The 15,595-nt window shown below is 44.8% G+C and carries 19 protein-coding genes and 1 riboswitch; of the genes, 4 read left to right on the top strand and 15 right to left on the bottom strand.

The annotated features are described in order from the left end of the window. Positions 1 to 35: 35 nt before the first annotated feature. Positions 36 to 139, bottom strand: a riboswitch (SAM riboswitch). An 88-nt stretch (positions 140 to 227) separates the two neighbouring features. The 3 genes from ACXAEA_RS04515 to ACXAEA_RS04505 all read right to left on the bottom strand — a co-directional run bounded on the left by ACXAEA_RS04515 (position 228) and on the right by ACXAEA_RS04505 (position 1,429). Then, entirely contained in the window at positions 228 to 569 is a 342-nt protein-coding gene (locus ACXAEA_RS04515) for an SCP2 sterol-binding domain-containing protein (protein WP_475094745.1), read from the bottom strand. Positions 570 to 754: 185 nt separating this feature from the next. Next, entirely contained in the window at positions 755 to 1,066 is a 312-nt protein-coding gene (locus tag ACXAEA_RS04510) for a thioredoxin family protein (RefSeq protein ID WP_475094744.1), read from the bottom strand. Positions 1,067 to 1,072: 6 nt separating this feature from the next. Next, positions 1,073 to 1,429, bottom strand: coding sequence for a toprim domain-containing protein (locus tag ACXAEA_RS04505; RefSeq protein ID WP_475094743.1), 357 nt, complete (start codon positions 1,427 to 1,429; stop codon positions 1,073 to 1,075). Between the two features lie 194 nt (positions 1,430 to 1,623). Between ACXAEA_RS04505 and ACXAEA_RS04500 the strand changes: the two genes are divergently transcribed. Then, positions 1,624 to 1,806 (top strand): hypothetical protein, encoded by a 183-nt coding sequence (locus tag ACXAEA_RS04500; RefSeq protein WP_475094742.1) that lies wholly within the window; start codon positions 1,624 to 1,626, stop codon positions 1,804 to 1,806. An 87-nt stretch (positions 1,807 to 1,893) separates the two neighbouring features. Here ACXAEA_RS04500 and ACXAEA_RS04495 read toward each other — a convergent pair whose 3' ends face one another. The 6 genes from ACXAEA_RS04495 to ACXAEA_RS04470 form a co-directional block, all read right to left on the bottom strand. Then, positions 1,894 to 2,133 (bottom strand): YusG family protein, encoded by a 240-nt coding sequence (locus ACXAEA_RS04495; RefSeq protein ID WP_475094741.1) that lies wholly within the window; start codon positions 2,131 to 2,133, stop codon positions 1,894 to 1,896. A 156-nt stretch (positions 2,134 to 2,289) separates the two neighbouring features. After that, positions 2,290 to 2,670 carry a glycine cleavage system protein GcvH gene (gene gcvH, locus ACXAEA_RS04490; RefSeq protein WP_475094740.1) on the bottom strand — a complete coding sequence of 127 codons (381 nt, stop codon included), beginning with the start codon at positions 2,668 to 2,670 and terminating at the stop codon, positions 2,290 to 2,292. A 53-nt stretch (positions 2,671 to 2,723) separates the two neighbouring features. Then, on the bottom strand, positions 2,724 to 3,080 hold the full coding sequence (locus ACXAEA_RS04485) for an arsenate reductase family protein (protein ID WP_475094739.1): 357 nt from the start codon (positions 3,078 to 3,080) through the stop codon (positions 2,724 to 2,726). Between the two features lie 217 nt (positions 3,081 to 3,297). Then, positions 3,298 to 5,082 carry an acyl-CoA dehydrogenase family protein gene (locus tag ACXAEA_RS04480; RefSeq protein WP_475094738.1) on the bottom strand — a complete coding sequence of 595 codons (1,785 nt, stop codon included), beginning with the start codon at positions 5,080 to 5,082 and terminating at the stop codon, positions 3,298 to 3,300. Positions 5,083 to 5,149: 67 nt separating this feature from the next. Continuing rightward, the gene (locus tag ACXAEA_RS04475) at positions 5,150 to 6,325 is read right to left on the bottom strand and encodes an acetyl-CoA C-acetyltransferase (protein WP_475094737.1); all 1,176 of its coding nucleotides are present in this window, start codon (positions 6,323 to 6,325) and stop codon (positions 5,150 to 5,152) included. Between the two features lie 48 nt (positions 6,326 to 6,373). Further along, the gene (locus ACXAEA_RS04470) at positions 6,374 to 8,755 is read right to left on the bottom strand and encodes a 3-hydroxyacyl-CoA dehydrogenase/enoyl-CoA hydratase family protein (RefSeq protein WP_475094736.1); all 2,382 of its coding nucleotides are present in this window, start codon (positions 8,753 to 8,755) and stop codon (positions 6,374 to 6,376) included. A 254-nt stretch (positions 8,756 to 9,009) separates the two neighbouring features. On the opposite strand from ACXAEA_RS04470, the gene ACXAEA_RS04465 reads away from it, so the two are divergent. Next, positions 9,010 to 9,141 (top strand): YuzL family protein, encoded by a 132-nt coding sequence (locus ACXAEA_RS04465; RefSeq protein ID WP_475094735.1) that lies wholly within the window; start codon positions 9,010 to 9,012, stop codon positions 9,139 to 9,141. Between the two features lie 97 nt (positions 9,142 to 9,238). Here the strand turns inward: ACXAEA_RS04465 and ACXAEA_RS04460 are convergent, their stop codons facing one another. Continuing rightward, positions 9,239 to 10,156 (bottom strand): proline dehydrogenase family protein, encoded by a 918-nt coding sequence (locus tag ACXAEA_RS04460; protein ID WP_475098053.1) that lies wholly within the window; start codon positions 10,154 to 10,156, stop codon positions 9,239 to 9,241. Positions 10,157 to 10,372: 216 nt separating this feature from the next. Between ACXAEA_RS04460 and ACXAEA_RS04455 the strand changes: the two genes are divergently transcribed. After that, positions 10,373 to 10,648 carry a hypothetical protein gene (locus ACXAEA_RS04455; RefSeq protein ID WP_475094734.1) on the top strand — a complete coding sequence of 92 codons (276 nt, stop codon included), beginning with the start codon at positions 10,373 to 10,375 and terminating at the stop codon, positions 10,646 to 10,648. 46 nt (positions 10,649 to 10,694) lie between these two features. Beyond that, positions 10,695 to 11,042, top strand: coding sequence for a spore coat protein (locus tag ACXAEA_RS04450; RefSeq protein ID WP_475094733.1), 348 nt, complete (start codon positions 10,695 to 10,697; stop codon positions 11,040 to 11,042). A gap of 612 nt (positions 11,043 to 11,654) precedes the next feature. On the opposite strand, the gene ACXAEA_RS04445 is transcribed toward ACXAEA_RS04450, so the two are convergent. From ACXAEA_RS04445 to ACXAEA_RS04425, 5 genes are read right to left on the bottom strand one after another with little or no spacing between them, the layout of a single operon-like run. Then, positions 11,655 to 11,897 (bottom strand): YusU family protein, encoded by a 243-nt coding sequence (locus ACXAEA_RS04445; RefSeq protein WP_475094732.1) that lies wholly within the window; start codon positions 11,895 to 11,897, stop codon positions 11,655 to 11,657. A 13-nt stretch (positions 11,898 to 11,910) separates the two neighbouring features. Beyond that, on the bottom strand, positions 11,911 to 12,678 hold the full coding sequence (locus tag ACXAEA_RS04440; RefSeq protein ID WP_475094731.1) for an IucA/IucC family C-terminal-domain containing protein: 768 nt from the start codon (positions 12,676 to 12,678) through the stop codon (positions 11,911 to 11,913). Further along, complete coding sequence (locus ACXAEA_RS04435) at positions 12,675 to 13,502, bottom strand: ABC transporter ATP-binding protein (RefSeq protein WP_475094730.1); 828 nt, start codon at positions 13,500 to 13,502, stop codon at positions 12,675 to 12,677. The genes ACXAEA_RS04440 and ACXAEA_RS04435 overlap by 4 nt, the downstream gene beginning before the upstream one ends. A gap of 16 nt (positions 13,503 to 13,518) precedes the next feature. Next, the gene (locus ACXAEA_RS04430; protein ID WP_475094729.1) at positions 13,519 to 14,574 is read right to left on the bottom strand and encodes a FecCD family ABC transporter permease; all 1,056 of its coding nucleotides are present in this window, start codon (positions 14,572 to 14,574) and stop codon (positions 13,519 to 13,521) included. Next, complete coding sequence (locus ACXAEA_RS04425) at positions 14,571 to 15,575, bottom strand: FecCD family ABC transporter permease (RefSeq protein ID WP_475094728.1); 1,005 nt, start codon at positions 15,573 to 15,575, stop codon at positions 14,571 to 14,573. Before ACXAEA_RS04425 ends, ACXAEA_RS04430 begins: the two co-directional genes overlap by 4 nt. Between the last annotated feature and the right edge of the window lie 20 nt (positions 15,576 to 15,595).

Genomic DNA, 15,595 nt, shown 5'->3' with positions numbered 1-15,595 from the left:
ACCTCTTCTTAAAGAAGAGGTTCATTTATCATCTCTCCTTATCTTTTCAGAGCCATACACTCTGCTGGAATTGGCACCGTGTTTCACAACCGGTTGCCGGGCATCATTGGGCCAGTCCCTCCGCCTCTCTGGATAAGAATATTCAATTGGAGTTTTTTTGCGTTAAAGTGATAATAGCACGCAGCAGATCACTGGTCAAATATTATTTTGATTTTTCTGATAAAATTTTATACAGGTATCGGCCTTGCAAGGTAGAAGATTGATTCGATAAGCAACTGGGATCGAAATGGACAATTTAAATAAAAGTAATTTAATCGCACCCCTTGGCGGAGTTTGATTTCGCCATCTAATAATTGAATCAGGAATTCATGCTTCCCCGAGATTGTTGCCTGAATATCAGTCTGTTTGTCACATCCATCTGCAAATGTGACATTCCCGTCTTTAAAAACAAGGTGGAAATCACCTGTTTCAGCCTCGATTTTCAAACAAAGGTCCAGTTTTTTGACTAATTCCATCATATGCTTCTTCGTGTGGATTTCATTCATAAACTCTTCGATTCGTTCGTACATACCGATCAACTCCCTGTCTTACATATTCCTTGAAAGCAGGGGAAAGACCTCTATAAATCCTTCGACAAATAGTTCATAATATGCGGTTTTCGCAAGTAGAAATACACAAAAAGACAATGCCAATTGTTTTTCGGCATTGTCCTTCATTTCCCGAGAAATATGTCAAAAGAAATCAAGCTGATCCTTTAGACTGTTAACCTTTTAAGCTTGTCAAAAAGATACGGGACGGATTGGAAGGCATAGATTTTCTCCTGCACCTCTCCCTTATTTAAAACAATAAGGCATGGAACACTTTCAATTTCAAATCGCTCTGCCATATCAGGCAGGTAATTTAAATCGGCCTTTCCCGAAGGCATTTCAGGAAGCAACTGCTCGATCACCGATAGCATCTTACTTGCTACCTGGCAGGTTCCGCACATTGGCGTGTAAAAATAAAGATACCCTGTTTCCCCTTCTGCTAAGAAAGCTTCCAATTGGGCCTTTGTCCAATCTTTCATCTACAGTCATCCTTTTTCTAAGTACTCTGTATGAACATCGATATTTGCTCCAATTAAAACTGTAGCTAGATGGTTTTCCGGTGCCGTTGCAACTTCCCTGTACATTTTATCAATGTAGAGATGGTTGGCTTCGGGAAATTCCCGTTTAAATTGCTTTCGCAGTTTTTCACCGGATGCATCCGCATCCACAAGGATATATACATCTTTATCAAAAAGGGAATCAATTAGTTCATCGAGTTTCGAAACACCAATCGTCCCATTTGTACAGATGATTTCAACAGATTCTTTTAGCACGGCTTGCACTTTCTTCTTGTCTGACGAGCCTTCCACTATGATCACCTTGTGATTTTCGTCCATCGCCATAACCACCTATGCACCAGATAATAATTGCTTTACAACATTATAAACATTATTAAATAAATTGTGCTGGTATGTACATATTTCTATTGTCACTGTTTTTGAATTAGAATGCAAAAATTAAGACTAGCATATAAGAAAGCGCAAGCGCCTTGGTCAGCCCCGACAAGCGCTGGAGGGCCGACCGGTGAAGTCGTTCTTTGACTTCACCTGAGCGGACCGAAATCGAAAAGTATAGCCGACTGTCCAGAAACGCAGAAACTGGAAACTCCGACAAAGAAGCGCTTATTGCTTCTGCCGGCGGAGTTGAAGTTTCGGAGTTTCTAGGAGGCGAAACTAGACAACTTCTCGAGGGGCTACGCGCTGAAGCTGGATTAAGATAACCAAATGTAATTATCCACAACTAAACCATTTTATAATTTCCAGGTGTACAACAAAAAAGCAGCGACATGGCCGGCCGCTGCTTTTGCTTAACACCAGCCGCCTTCATCACAATCAGTATACCGAGGTTCTGATTGGTCCGGCACTGATACATGCTGGTAAATCCTATTCTGTTCAGACACATAATGATGACCCAATTCAAGTTTAATTCCATCTGGAAGCTGGATCTTCCCGATTGGTTCATTTTCAAGATAGAGTTGAACTTCTCCATTTTCCAATTTTCCTGTTACCCGGTCAGTGATGTCCAGCTTTTTTTGTTTCAGCGTCATGATTTCCCACCCTTTTTCATTCATCGGTATCTATAGTTTGTCCGAAATTCTGATTAGAAGTGATGGAAATAACAAGGAGTCCGATATGGGATTCTTACTGGATAAAATGCTCCTAAATGAAAGACGCCCTGATTCTCAAGGCGTCTTGAAAGTATCTTATTCTTTGATCATTTCTTCATATTGCTCTGGAGTCATAAGCTTGTCAACTTCATTGTTGTCAGCTGGTTCTACCACGATCATCCATGCTTTTTCGTATGGAGATTCGTTTACGAATTCAGGGCTGTCGTTAAGCTCTTCATTAATTGCTACTACCTTGCCGCTAAGTGGCGCATATAACTCGGATACTGTCTTTACGGACTCAACGCTTCCGAATGGCTCATTAGCAGTGATTTCATCGCCTACTTCAGGAAGTTCGACGAATACGATGTCGCCAAGCTCAGATTGAGCAAAATCAGTGATACCTACGCGAACCTGTTCTCCTTCAACTTTTACCCATTCGTGTTCTTCAGAATAACGCAACTCTTTTGGTGTATTCATTAACTATCCCTCCAATTGTATATCTCTATCGATTAATATCGATGGGACCAAATTTACAGCCAGGCTTTTTCGTATTCTTCTTCTTTAAAGCCCACAGTTACCTTTTCCCCGTCTGTCATGAGGGGGCGTTTGATCAGCATTCCATCTGAAGCAAGCAGTTCGAGAAGCTCACTCTCCGATGCTGTCTTGATTTTGTCTTTCAAGCCCAGTTCACGGTACTTCATCCCGCTAGTATTAAAAAACTTCTTGATCTCCAGGCCACTTTTTTCAAGCAATTCTTTTAGCTCGGATTGGGAAGGCGGGTTTTCAACAATATGTACTTCATTAAACTCTACATTATGCTGTTCTAACCATTTCTTTGCATTTCTGCAAGTGCCGCATTTAGGGTACCAATAAAACGTGTTTGCCATTTTCTCACCACCCTTTGCTAGTATCCCATTTATTAAACCCTCTAAACGGATAGTAACATATTAAGGCGGCAAAATACTAACATTCCGTGTCTAGTTCCACCAATAATTTTGGCATCCATTACTTATTTCAACATAATTCGCAAAAATCCTTCCAGAACAAAAAAAATTTAAAAAACACTCCTCCCGAAAACGAGAGGAGCGTATGATTCAAATTGGATTAAACTACAAAACGTTCTGCTTCGATCAGCTTTTCTGCAGCTTCACGCTTTTTCGCGATCACATTTATTGGAGTGTGTCTTGTGAATTTACGCAATGCGGAAGTCAGCATTCGAAGTGCATCGCCTTCTTCTGTTGCCACAAGAGTCTCCTTTGCGTCACGCTCGATTTCATTGAATGCTTCCTGGCAGAAGATTTGAGTGTAAAGAAGCTTTTGCTTGCTCTTTTCCAGTCCTTCTTTTGCGATTGCCTTTTCAGTACGGAGAACGGCCGATTCCATTGAATATGCATTGGAAATAATATCCGCAATATTCACGAGGATTTCCTGTTCTTTTTCCAACGCCTTGCCGAACTTCTGTGCAGCCAGACCCGCTGCAAGCAAGCCGATCTTCTTCGCGTTCTTTACAAGGTACTTTTCCTGTGCAAGCGGCTCATCGCCCGGCTCTTCAGGCATAAGCATCATCAATTCTTCCTGGAGCTGCTGTGCTTTTTGCAATAATGGAAGCTCACCCTTCATTGCTTTGCGCAGGAATGTTCCCGGCACCAGCAGACGGTTGATTTCGTTTGTTCCCTCGAAAATTCTGTTGATCCTTGAGTCGCGGTATGCTCTCTCGATTTCATACTCCTGCATGAAGCCGTATCCACCATGGAGCTGTACACCTTCATCTACTACATAATCAAGCGTTTCCGTAGCGAACACTTTATTCATTGAGCACTCGATTGCGTACTCGGCAATTGAATCAGCAACTGCTTTGCCATTGTTGATTTCTTCCTCTGAAAGCTGGTTCATTCTCTCTTCGAACAGACCTACTGTACGATATACGGAGCTTTCAGTTGCATAGATTTTTGCAGCCATTGTGCCAAGCTTTTCTTTTGTAAGATTGAACTGGGAAATTGGTGTTTTGAACTGCTGACGCTGGTTCGTATATTTCACAGTCAGGCCAAACGCGTGCTTCGCTCCGCCAGTTGCACCTACACCAAGCTTGTATCGGCCGATATTCAGGATATTGAATGCAATCAGGTGGCCCTTTCCAGCCTGGCCAAGAAGGTTTTCAACCGGAACCTGTGCATCTTCTAGAATCAATGTACGAGTCGATGAACTCTTGATGCCCATTTTCTTCTCTTCAGCGCCGACTGATACTCCTGGGAATTCTCTTTCAACAATGAAAGCCGTGAACTGTTCGCCATCGATTTTCGCATAAACAACAAATACATCAGCAAAGCCAGCGTTCGTGATCCATTGCTTTTCACCATTAAGAACATAGTGAGTTCCTTCTGCATTCAATTTGGCTGTTGTCTTCGCACCAAGAGCGTCAGATCCTGAACCTGGCTCTGTAAGGGCGTATGCAGCCAGCTGTTCACCAGTCGCTAATGCAGGCAGGTATTTTTGCTTTTGCTCTTCATTTCCGAAAAGCACGATTGGAAGTGAACCGATTCCTACGTGGGCACCGTGGGAGATTGAGAATCCGCCAGCAACAGACATTTTCTCGGCAATCAGAGCGGAGCTGATTTTATCAAGGCTTAATCCGCCGTACTCTTCTGGAACATCTGCCCCAAGAAGGCCAAGCTCTCCAGCTTCTTTTAACAATTTTACAGTGCGGTCAAATTCGTGGTGTTCGATAAACTCAACTTGTGGCAATACTTCGTTTGTAACAAAGTCCTCAGTTGTTTTTGCGATCATCTTATGCTCATCCGTGTAATCCTCTGGAGTGAAGACATGGTCATAAGATACATCTTCAATTAAGAAGCTGCCGCCTTTTACAAGCTTTTCTGTTTGGTTACTCATTGTTTGTTCCTCCTATCCATTTTTGGGAGGAGCCTAAGCCCCTCCAGAATTTTATTTAAAGTTCGTTTTATAATAATTCGAATACTCCAGCTGCGCCCATTCCGCCGCCGATACACATTGTTACGACACCGAACTGTTCATTGCGGCGCTTCATTTCGTGAATGATGGACAGAGTCAACTTCGCACCAGTTGTACCCAGTGGATGGCCAAGCGCAATCGCACCGCCGTTGACGTTTACTTTATCCTCATCAAGGCCAAGTTCACGGATTACCTGGATCGATTGTGAAGCGAATGCTTCGTTCAATTCGAACACGCCGATATCTGATACTTGAAGTCCTGCTAACTTCAGGGCTTTTGGGATTGCGACTACAGGGCCGATTCCCATGATTTCAGGCGGAACTCCGCCAAGGGCGAATGACCTGAATTTCGCAAGCGGCTTTAATCCAAGAGATTCAGCCTTTTCACGATCCATGACCATGACCGCTGCTGCCCCGTCACTTGTCTGTGATGAGTTACCCGCGGTAACTGATCCGCTTACCGAAAAAGCAGGGCGCAGCTTCGCAAGCGTTTCAATGCTGGTATCCGGACGGACGCCTTCATCTTGTTTAAACTGGATTGTTTTTTCAACAAGTTTGTTGTCTTTCCCTACAGAACGGATCGTGACATCAACTGGAACGATTTCGTCTGAGAACTTGCCTTCAGCGATTGCTTTTGCTGCACGCTGGTGGCTCCTTACTGCGAAAGCATCCTGGTCTTCACGGGAGATCCCATACTTTATAGCGACCTGCTCCGCGGTGTGTCCCATGCTCATATAATATTGTGGAGCCGTTTCAGCCAGCTTCGAGTTCGGGCGGACTACATGGCCCATCATCGGGACAAGGCTCATCGATTCTGCTCCTCCGGCAATGATGGTGTCTGCATGGCCTAGCATGATTCTTTCTGATGCATTTGCAATCGCCTGCAGTCCAGAAGAACAATAACGATTGATGGTGATTCCTGGCACTTCATGGGACAGTCCGGCCAGTGCGCCGATATTCCGTGCCATGTTCAATCCCTGTTCTGCCTCTGGCATTGCACAGCCGATGATCAAATCATCGATATTTCCTTCATAGTTGCCTGCACGTTTAAGAGTTTCCCTTACAACGAGAGCCCCCAGGTCATCAGGTCTGACGTTCGCAAGAGTTCCCTTTTTTGCTTTACCGACCGGAGTTCGGGCTCCCGCTACAATTACCGCTTCTCTCATCTCATTCCCTCTCTTTCCTTGGATGTTCTATCTAAAAATATCAATCTACTAGTTGCGTAATGGCTTGCCTTTTACAAGCATGTGCTGCATGCGCTGCTGTGATTTCGGTTCTGCCACAAGGCTGAGGAATGCTTCCCTTTCAAGATCGAGCAGATACTGCTCATCAACTTCTGTTCCGTATGGCACTTTACCTCCAGCAATGACATATGCAAGCTTCTTCGCAATTTTCATATCATGCTCTGAAATATATCCTGACAGGTGCATCGCCTGGGCTCCAAGAAGCAATGTTGCATATCCCGGTTCGCCCGTCACAGGCACCTTTCTTCTTACTAGAGCTTTATAACCGCTCTCATATAAGCTCAGTGCGGCCTGCTTGGCATCATATAAAAGATGGTCGCTGTTCACGCTGATGCCATCTGCTTCGTTCAGGAAATTATTTTCGCGTGCCTCTTCACCTGAAGTGGAGACTTTAGCCATCGCGATTGTTTCGAAGACTTTGTTTGCCACTTTTTGCAGGTCGAACTCAACGCCCTTTGGCAGTCCTTCAAGATGCTTGATGTAAAGCTCCTTGTTGCCGCCGCCGCCTGGAATCAGGCCGACACCTGCTTCAACAAGTCCCATATAAGTCTCCATTGATGCCTGGATATGGGCTGCTGGCAAGCACATTTCAGCTCCTCCGCCAAGTGTCATGCCAAATGGAGCGACTACGACTGGCTTTGAGCAATATTTGATTCGCATTGTCGTCTGCTGGAACTGGCGGACTACCATATCAAGATCCCAGATATTATCATCCTGTGCTTCCATCAGGATCATTGCAAGGTTGGCGCCAACCGAGAAGTTTTTGCCCTGGTTGCCGATAACAAGTCCTTTGAAGTTCTTTTCAACTTCATCAATCGCGAAGTTGATCATCTGCAGGATATCCGGACCGATCGCATTGCTGTGGGAATGGAATTCCAGAAGGGCGACGCCATCGCCAAGATCGATCAGGCTTGCTCCGCCATTCTTTTTGATCACGCCATTTTGCTTTTTCAGAAGCTTCAGGTTAATGGCCTTCGGGTTTTCTTCAACAGCGACATATTCGCCATTGTGGTAATAGCTCAGCTTGCCTTCCTCTTCCTTGTAGAAAGAAGTGAAGCCTTTTTCAACCATTTCCTTCACCCAGGCAGGAACGGTCTTTCCTTCGGCTTCCATTTTGTTGATTGCCTTTTCCACACCTAGGGCATCCCACGCTTCAAAAGGTCCCATTTCCCAGCCAAATCCCCACTTCATCGCACGGTCGATTGCGACGATATCGTCTGCAATGGCCCCAAGCAAATCCGCAGAGTAAACAAGTACCGGACTGAAAATATTCCATAGCAGCTCGCCTGCCCGGTCCTGCGCATAAACAAGCGCTTTCATTTTATTCGCAAGTCCTTTTTCCTGCTTGCTCATTTCAGTTGAGGCAGTTTTCAACTTTTTGCGCGGTCCGTATTCCAATGTTTGCGGATCCAATTCAAGGATTTCCTTGCCTTGCTTAAGGAAGAAGCCTTGACCTGACTTGCTGCCAAACCAGCCGTTTTCAAGCATCTTCTTCATGAATTCCGGTACTTCGAATACTTCCTTTTCCTCGCCATCAACCTGGTCGAAAACGTTTTTCGCAACATGAGCGAATGTATCAAGTCCGACTACATCCAGTGTACGGAATGTTGCGCTCTTAGGGCGTCCGATCATTGGTCCGGTTACGGAGTCAACTTCCCCTACACTGTATCCACCCTTTACCATTTCTCTTACTGTTACCAGCAATCCATAAGTTCCGATCCTGTTTGCAATGAAGTTAGGTGTATCCTTCGCTTCAACAACACCTTTGCCAAGCTGGTCTTCGCCGAAATTTTTCACGAAAGCCAAAACTTCAGGATCTGTATCTTTAGTTGGGATGACTTCAAGCAGTTTCAGGTAGCGCGGCGGGTTGAAGAAATGAGTGCCCAGGAAATGCTTCCTGAAATCTTCGGAGCGCCCTTCAGCCATGGCCTCTACTGAGATCCCTGAGGTGTTTGAGCTGATGATGCTACCGTGCTTGCGGTATTTATCTACTTCTGTAAAAACTTTCTTCTTAATATCAAGGTTTTCGACTACTACTTCAATTACCCAGTCAACATCCTTAAGCTTTTCCATATCATCTTCAAAGTTGCCCGCTTCGAGCAGTGCAAGATTTTTCTTGGAGGCCAAAGGTGCCGGTTTTTGCTTTAACAGCTTTTGCAGTGCACCTGCACTGATCCGGTTGCGAACCTGCTTATCTTCAAGCGTCAGACCCTTTGCTTTTTCCTGTTCCGTTAATTCCCGAGGTACGATATCAAGCAGCAATGTCGGGATACCGATGTTTGCCAGATGTGCCGCAATCCCTGATCCCATGACTCCTGAACCCAGTACCGCTGCTTTTTGTATATGTCGCATCAAAATTTTCTCCCCCTTTGACTCTTTTTGAATGAATACTCATTCATTTTTGCACCAAAAAAAATATGCATATAAATGAGTTCTGTTAATACCTACTATAAAATATTTAAAAAATTTACGCAATAATAAGGTGCGGAAAAAATAAAATTTTTTGAATTTTACAACCCCTATTGAAACTTTGCCAAATGGGCAATCTAAGTGAGCGGTCTTCAGGCTGCAATTTTATTAACTTCATAAAACATGGAGGTATGATGATGGCAAAAATGAAGAAGCATCCATCAAAGGCGGGCGTAAGCGCGGCGAGTGTCAAAGGCAATGCCGGCCCTTCAATGGGACAGGGCGGCGAAGGAAAAGTAAACAGCCAGAACAGCCAGTATAAGAAATAATTTGAAAAGCGCAGGCAGCTTGGTCAAACCGGACAAATGCCAGACGTTTTTCTGATCCAAAAGAAAAACAGGCTGACCTATGTCAGCCTGAATCCTTTTACTTTTTGAACATTCCTTTAAGGACAAATGCGACGTTGGCTGGACGCTCAGCAAGGCGGCGCATGAAATAACCATACCAGTCTGTGCCAAAAGGTACATACACGCGCATTGTGTAGCCTTCTTTTGTAAGCTGGAGCTGTCTTTCCGGCATGATGCCGTAAAGCATCTGGAATTCGAACTGGCTGTTAGGAATGTTATTCGCTTTTGCGAATTCTTTTGTGAAATTGATGATGTTGTCATCGTGTGATGCAACTGCTGTGTAGTTTCCATTCAGCATGTGCATCTTGATGATTTTCTTAAAATTCTCATCAACATCCTTTTTCTCAGGGAATGCCACTTCCGGTGACTCTTTATAAGCACCTTTTACAAGGCGAAGATTCGGTGAATACTGGTTCAAATCTTCAATGTCTTTTTCAGTCCTGTACAGATATGCCTGAATAACGGTTCCGATGTTATCGTACTCTGATTTCAGCTGTTTGAAGATATCGAGTGTCTTCTGGCAACGCTCGTAGTCCTCCATGTCGATCGTTACAAAAACATTATTCTCTGTCGCAGCCTCCATGATACGGCGCATATTGTTCATGATAACTTTATCAGAGATATCAAAACCCATTGAAGTCATCTTGACAGATACCTGTGCATTCAGCTTTTCACGGCCGATCGCCTTGATTGCCTCAATGGTATTATCTGCTCTTTCATTCGCTTCTTTTTCGTTGTCGACGAATTCGCCAAGGTAGTCGACAGTCACTGCTAAGTTTTTCTCATTCAGTCCCTTAATTACTTCAACAGCCTGATCCACTCTCTCACCGGATACAAATCGGCTTGCTCCCAGACGAAGACCATATTTCTTGGCCATTTTCGTGAAAAATTTATTTTTTGATAAAAAAAGAAAAAAGTCCCTCATAAGTTGTTCCATCATTTTTTCCTCCCCTTAATGAAAACGATTACAAAGCCCCTTAAAAAAAGTTGCTCCATCTATATATTTTGCAAAATTATTTTATCATTTTTTCAGGAGTTTGAATATTACTTTTGTAATAAAATGTTCTAATTTGGCGAAACATGTCCTGAATAAGTTAAATACGCTCGGGAAGGATAATATCCGATGGAAAAATATTATTCAGGAGGTTCAATTATGCAGCAGCAAAATCTGAATTTTCAGCCCCAGCAGCAGGGCATCATGCAGACGCCGCCACCCGTTGTTTCTACTAAGGATTCACTTTACTTAACGGACATGCTTTCTTGGAATTTACTTGCCATGAAAAAGGCTCATTTCTTCGCGCAGCAATGCCAGGACCAGGAATTGAAGATGGAAATCGAAAAGTGCTGCCAAATGCACGAAAGACATTACCAAAAAATCCTTACACACCTGAACAGCCCGCAAAACCAGGCGTATACCGGAATGCAATAAACAATAAAGCTAAAGGGAAACAACATTTTATCAGGAGGAATAGTGGATGAACCAGAACCAGAATCAGCAAAAGATACAAAATCCAGAAACACAGATCCAGAAGACACCTCAAATGAACGACCGTGATTTTGTCAATGATATCTTAACAACTGAAAAGTATATGACAACATCTTATACACAGGCACTGCATGAAGCCAGCCATGACCAGTTGTACCAGGATCTCTTGGGCATCTATACAGAAACTGCGAATGCACAGCGCAGCCTCTATAACCTGATGTTCAAAAAGGGCTGGTATGCTGTCGAGGCGGCCGATGCGCAAAAGCTGCAGCAGTCCCACCAGCAGTTCCAGGGATATACGAACCAGTTTCCTCATGGCGGGCAACCGCTTCAATAGTCGCTTTAGTTTCACTTGAACCGGGCAGGAATGCCCGGTTCGTACCATTTGAACGCATGGCATCTTTGTTCGGGCACTCAAACCGCGTTTGCGTTACCTTTCACCGTCTTTCTACCTTCGTTCGGGCACTGAAATAGGATTTGCGTTCCCTTTCATCGCAGTTTCACCTCTGTTCGGGCACTCAAACCGCGTTTGCGTTACCTTTCACCGTCTTTCTACCTTCGTTCGGGCACTGAAATAGGATTTGCGTTCCCTTTCATCGCAGTTTCACCTCCGTTCGGGCACTGAAATAGGATTTGCGTTCCCTTTCATCGCAGTTTCACCTCCGTTCGGGCACTCAAACCGCGTTTGCGTTACCTTTCACCGTCTTTCTACCTTCGTTCGGGCACTGAAATAGGATTTGCGTTCCCTTTCATCGCAGTTTCACCTCCGTTCGGGCACTCAAACCGCGTTTGCGTTCCCTTTCACCGTCTTTCTACCTTCGTTCGGGCACTGAAAACAGGTTTCCGTTACCTTTCACCATCTTTCCAACTCCGTTCGGGCACTGAAAGCGGGGTTAAACTCCTTTTATCCATAAAAAAACCATCCCGCTGCCCACGAGATGGTTCTTCCTTATTTCTGTCGATTCCGCTCATTCAATTCCTTTACTTCTGCGATCACATTTTTGATTTGTTCCTTCGCATCCGGGTACTCGGCGTTCCAATGCTTTGCCAGCGGCGGCATGGATTTGGCGATATGGCTGTACAGGATCCATGTTTTCACTTTTTCCACATTTTCGGCTGATCCCTCGCCTACTAACAGTTCTGTGTACTTTTCCAGCAATCCATCGATTTGTTCATTAAGGTTCTTCTCCATATTTCACACTCCTTTATTTCAGGGTCCCGCATGTTCGCGGACAGGTTTTGCAGTAGCTCCCCTTTTCTTCGAGCATGTAGCTGAAGCAGCATGTCTGCCGAATACGTGTATAGGAATCGCTCTCTTCTTGATAAACTGGTTCGCTGTAATAACGCGCGATCGGGTTGTTATGATTGCTGCCAAACAATTTTCCCGGTGCTGACTTTACCAGATAGGTAAAATCCTCTGAAGCTCTGACTCTAATGTTTTCATCACTAGCCTCAGCAAGGATTTTTTCATAGAGCCAGTATATGTATACAGCTACATTTTCCCAAAGGATCAATTTTGAGATTCTTGAAGTTTTCGAGAGAGTATCCATGACCGGGAATAAATTTTCAACAAACAGATGCCTGACTGCTTCCCTTCTCCATTCCTCGCGCTTGTCAGCAGGACATACATCGCTCTCTTTGCTCTTCAGATAGAACTCGGGCAGCCAAAGACCGCCCTTAATGGCATCTGCTAAAATAATATTTTCGGGTGATACATCCAGCTTTTTGTTAAAAGCGCTCATTGAATATAAATAGAGGACGGCAAGGAACGCATGCCTTTTCATCAAAACAGATGCTGCCGTCTTCAGGTCGGGTGCTCTCAGTTCTTGCTTGAATTTTCTCAGATAGATTCCCATGGTTGACTCATTCAAAAACTGGCTGAATTCGATTTGCACCTCTTTTTCAGGTTTCGCAACGGCAAAGCGATAGTTGCCAAGAGTTGTTTGTTCATCCTGGGTCAACTCTGCCTTCATGTTGCTGCCCCTACTTTTTCCTTTAGGATGCAGCGGCCTTTTCCATAAGGAATGCAAAGAGGTGTCCCAAAAAGCGGATCGATCGTCACTTCACAATTCATGCCAAAAACATGTTTAACCAGCCCACAATTAATCACAACTTCAGGCTTTCCCTGGTCAAAAATCTTCTGGTCCTTGATCGCAACGATATTATGGGCATACCTGCAGGCAAGGTTCAAGTCATGCAAGACCATGACAATTGTTCTGCCTTCATTTTCATTCAATTCATAAAGCAGATCAAGAATCTCAATCTGATGCGTCATGTCCAGATACGTTGTCGGTTCATCAAGGAGAATGATGTCTGTATCCTGTGCCAGGGTCATCGCAATCCAGGCACGCTGGCGCTGTCCGCCAGAAAGAGAATCCACAGTCCGGTCCTTGAGGTGATCGATTCCTGTCGCTCTTAATGCATTGGCAACCTTCTTCTCATCCTCTTCCGACCATTGCCTCAGCCAGGTCTGGTAAGGATATCTTCCTTGTTTTACAAGCTGCAGAACCGTCAAGCCTTCTGGAGCTGTAGGCGATTGGGGAAGAATCGCCATTTTACGTGCTACCTCTTTCGTCGAAAGCTTCGAAATCGCCTCGCCTTCAAGAAGGATTGCCCCTGCCTGAGGTTTAAGAAGTCTTGCGATCGAGCGGAGCAGCGTGGATTTCCCGCAGCCATTTCCCCCGATAAAAACGGTAATCTCACCTTTCGGGATTTTCAGGTCTAATTCATTTATGATAATGGTTTCACCATATGATAACGTCAGTTTTTCTGCCTGGATTGCCTGGGCCATTTCCATTCCCCTTTCTGTCTGGTTAAGCATTTCTTGTTTTAAATAGCAGGTAAATAAAATAAGGAGCGCCTATCCCAGCAGTAAAGACGCCAGCTGGAACCTCTAATGGCGAAAACATCGTACGTCCGATAAGATCGGCTAGCATGACAAGGATTCCGCCGATTAAAGCTGATACTGGAAGGAGAGCTCCGAATGCAGAACCTACCAGCCTTCTTGCCATATGCGGAGCCATCAGCCCAACGAAGCCGATTCCACCGGCAAACGCCACCGAGCTTGCAACCAACGCGGTGCTGATAAGCAGCAGGGCAAAACGCTGACGCTGGACATGCCCTCCGACTCCTGTGGCTATATCTTCCCCGAGTTCCTGTACATTTACATTCCTGGCAAGGATGAAAGCGATCAATAGCATAATAACTGTCCATGGAACAAGCACTGTTACATTTCCCCATGTTGAACCATGGACAGTTCCCGTAATCCAAATATTCGCCTGACTTGCCCGGTATATCGGTCCCATGATCATCATCAATGTAGTCAAAGCCTGCATCATCGCTGAAATTCCAATACCAATCAATACGAGCCTTACAGGCGAGACTCCATTTTTCCAGGAAAGGAAGTAGACAAGGAATGCGACTATGGATGCTCCCGCGAAGGCCGCAACTGGCATCCATTCTATACTTACTGTCAAAGCATTGTTATCATCACTAAAATAAGCTAAAAATCCAACAACAGCCACTGAAGCTCCGCCTGTGATTCCTAAAATATCAGGGGAAGCAAGCGGATTCCTGATCATCCCCTGCAGCAGGCCACCGGCGACAGCTAAACTCACGCCAACCATTAAAGCCACGATGATTCTTGGCAGGCGGAACGATTGGATCACCAATCTTTCCATATCACTTCCTCCGCCAAAAAATACCGCTAGAACGCTTAATGGACTTATATCCATGTCACCTAAACCAGTGCTGATTACAAATACTGCAAATGCAGTGATCAGCAGCCCGATAAGAATTGCAGCTGCTTTTTTATCAATCAAGAACGATACTTTATCTTTAAACAATCGTAAACTTTTGTACTGGCTCATTTTCCGTTGAACCCCTTTCTCGCGATATAAATGAAAAATGGAGTTCCAATCATCGCTGTCATCACACCAACAGGAATTTCCTGAGGCATCAATACATAGCGGGCAGCGATATCTGCTGCCAATAACAGCATCCCTCCAAAAATCGCGGAGAAAGGTATGACCCAGCGGTGGTCAATGCCCACAACTGCTCTCGTTAAATGTGGAATCACAATACCGATAAAGCCAATAGGACCTGCAACAGCAACAGCCCCACCTGATAAAAGAACAATGATGACGCCTGTGCCAAGCTTAACCAATCCTGTATTCAAACCAAGACCCTTCGCTACGTCCTCTCCCATTGATAAAACATTCATTTTAGAGGAAATCAATATGGCCGCCAGCCAGCCAACAGCTAGATATGGCAGGACACCAAAGAGTGTTTCCAGCTTGCGACCCTGTACAGAGCCTGCGAGCCAATATAATACCTGCTCGAGAGCAGCTTCATCCAATACGAGCAAACCCTGAGTGAACGATGAAAACATCGCAGTCATCGCCGCGCCGGCAAGCGTCAGTTTCATCGGAGTCAGCCCTTCCCGGCCTGCGGAACCAATCACATAGACGCTTACAGCTGCCAATGCGGCACCAAGGAAGGAAATCCAGGCAAACGCCTGAAGACTTCCAACTGAAAAAAGAGTTACTGCCACTACGACACCAAAACCGGCACCGGCATTCACCCCAAAAATTCCTGGTGATGCAAGCGGGTTTTTCGTCAACGTTTGCATCAGGACCCCTGCGATGGCAAGACTGGCTCCTACAGCAGCAGCAATCAGAGCCCGTGGAAGCCTCACTGACTGGATAATAATATGTTCATTTGACCCGTTAAAATTCGTGAAGGCATCAACCGCGGTGCCCCACGAGGTGTCCGTATATCCGTATACAATACTTGCGCATATTAAAAATAGTATAAAAAGTATAGAGATCATGAATCCAGCCAATCTTTGGCCATTGGTTTTTAAGAGCATAATGAGAAAGCCTTTCTATA

Source organism: Mesobacillus sp. ABV4_180, from assembly GCF_056158485.1.
This window is presented reverse-complemented; position numbering and strand designations above follow the sequence as displayed.

Bases quoted from the DNA above. Each gene is read 5' to 3' on its own strand.
- ACXAEA_RS04480 (WP_475094738.1), bottom strand. From the start codon at position 5,082: ATGAGTAACCAAACAGAAAAGCTTGTAAAAGGCGGCAGCTTCTTAATT.
- ACXAEA_RS04440 (WP_475094731.1), bottom strand. From the start codon at position 12,678: ATGAAGGCAGAGTTGACCCAGGATGAACAAACAACTCTTGGCAACTAT.
- ACXAEA_RS04430 (WP_475094729.1), bottom strand. From the start codon at position 14,574: ATGAGCCAGTACAAAAGTTTACGATTGTTTAAAGATAAAGTATCGTTC.
- ACXAEA_RS04445 (WP_475094732.1), bottom strand. From the start codon at position 11,897: ATGGAGAAGAACCTTAATGAACAAATCGATGGATTGCTGGAAAAGTAC.
- ACXAEA_RS04435 (WP_475094730.1), bottom strand. From the start codon at position 13,502: ATGGAAATGGCCCAGGCAATCCAGGCAGAAAAACTGACGTTATCATAT.
- ACXAEA_RS04505 (WP_475094743.1), bottom strand. From the start codon at position 1,429: ATGGCGATGGACGAAAATCACAAGGTGATCATAGTGGAAGGCTCGTCA.
- ACXAEA_RS04465 (WP_475094735.1), top strand. From the start codon at position 9,010: ATGGCAAAAATGAAGAAGCATCCATCAAAGGCGGGCGTAAGCGCGGCG.
- ACXAEA_RS04450 (WP_475094733.1), top strand. From the start codon at position 10,695: ATGAACCAGAACCAGAATCAGCAAAAGATACAAAATCCAGAAACACAG.
- ACXAEA_RS04485 (WP_475094739.1), bottom strand. From the start codon at position 3,080: ATGGCAAACACGTTTTATTGGTACCCTAAATGCGGCACTTGCAGAAAT.
- ACXAEA_RS04460 (WP_475098053.1), bottom strand. From the start codon at position 10,156: ATGGAACAACTTATGAGGGACTTTTTTCTTTTTTTATCAAAAAATAAA.
- ACXAEA_RS04455 (WP_475094734.1), top strand. From the start codon at position 10,373: ATGCAGCAGCAAAATCTGAATTTTCAGCCCCAGCAGCAGGGCATCATG.
- gcvH (WP_475094740.1), bottom strand. From the start codon at position 2,670: ATGAATACACCAAAAGAGTTGCGTTATTCTGAAGAACACGAATGGGTA.
- ACXAEA_RS04425 (WP_475094728.1), bottom strand. From the start codon at position 15,575: ATGCTCTTAAAAACCAATGGCCAAAGATTGGCTGGATTCATGATCTCT.
- ACXAEA_RS04495 (WP_475094741.1), bottom strand. From the start codon at position 2,133: ATGACGCTGAAACAAAAAAAGCTGGACATCACTGACCGGGTAACAGGA.
- ACXAEA_RS04510 (WP_475094744.1), bottom strand. From the start codon at position 1,066: ATGAAAGATTGGACAAAGGCCCAATTGGAAGCTTTCTTAGCAGAAGGG.
- ACXAEA_RS04515 (WP_475094745.1), bottom strand. From the start codon at position 569: ATGTACGAACGAATCGAAGAGTTTATGAATGAAATCCACACGAAGAAG.
- ACXAEA_RS04470 (WP_475094736.1), bottom strand. From the start codon at position 8,755: ATGCGACATATACAAAAAGCAGCGGTACTGGGTTCAGGAGTCATGGGA.
- ACXAEA_RS04475 (WP_475094737.1), bottom strand. From the start codon at position 6,325: ATGAGAGAAGCGGTAATTGTAGCGGGAGCCCGAACTCCGGTCGGTAAA.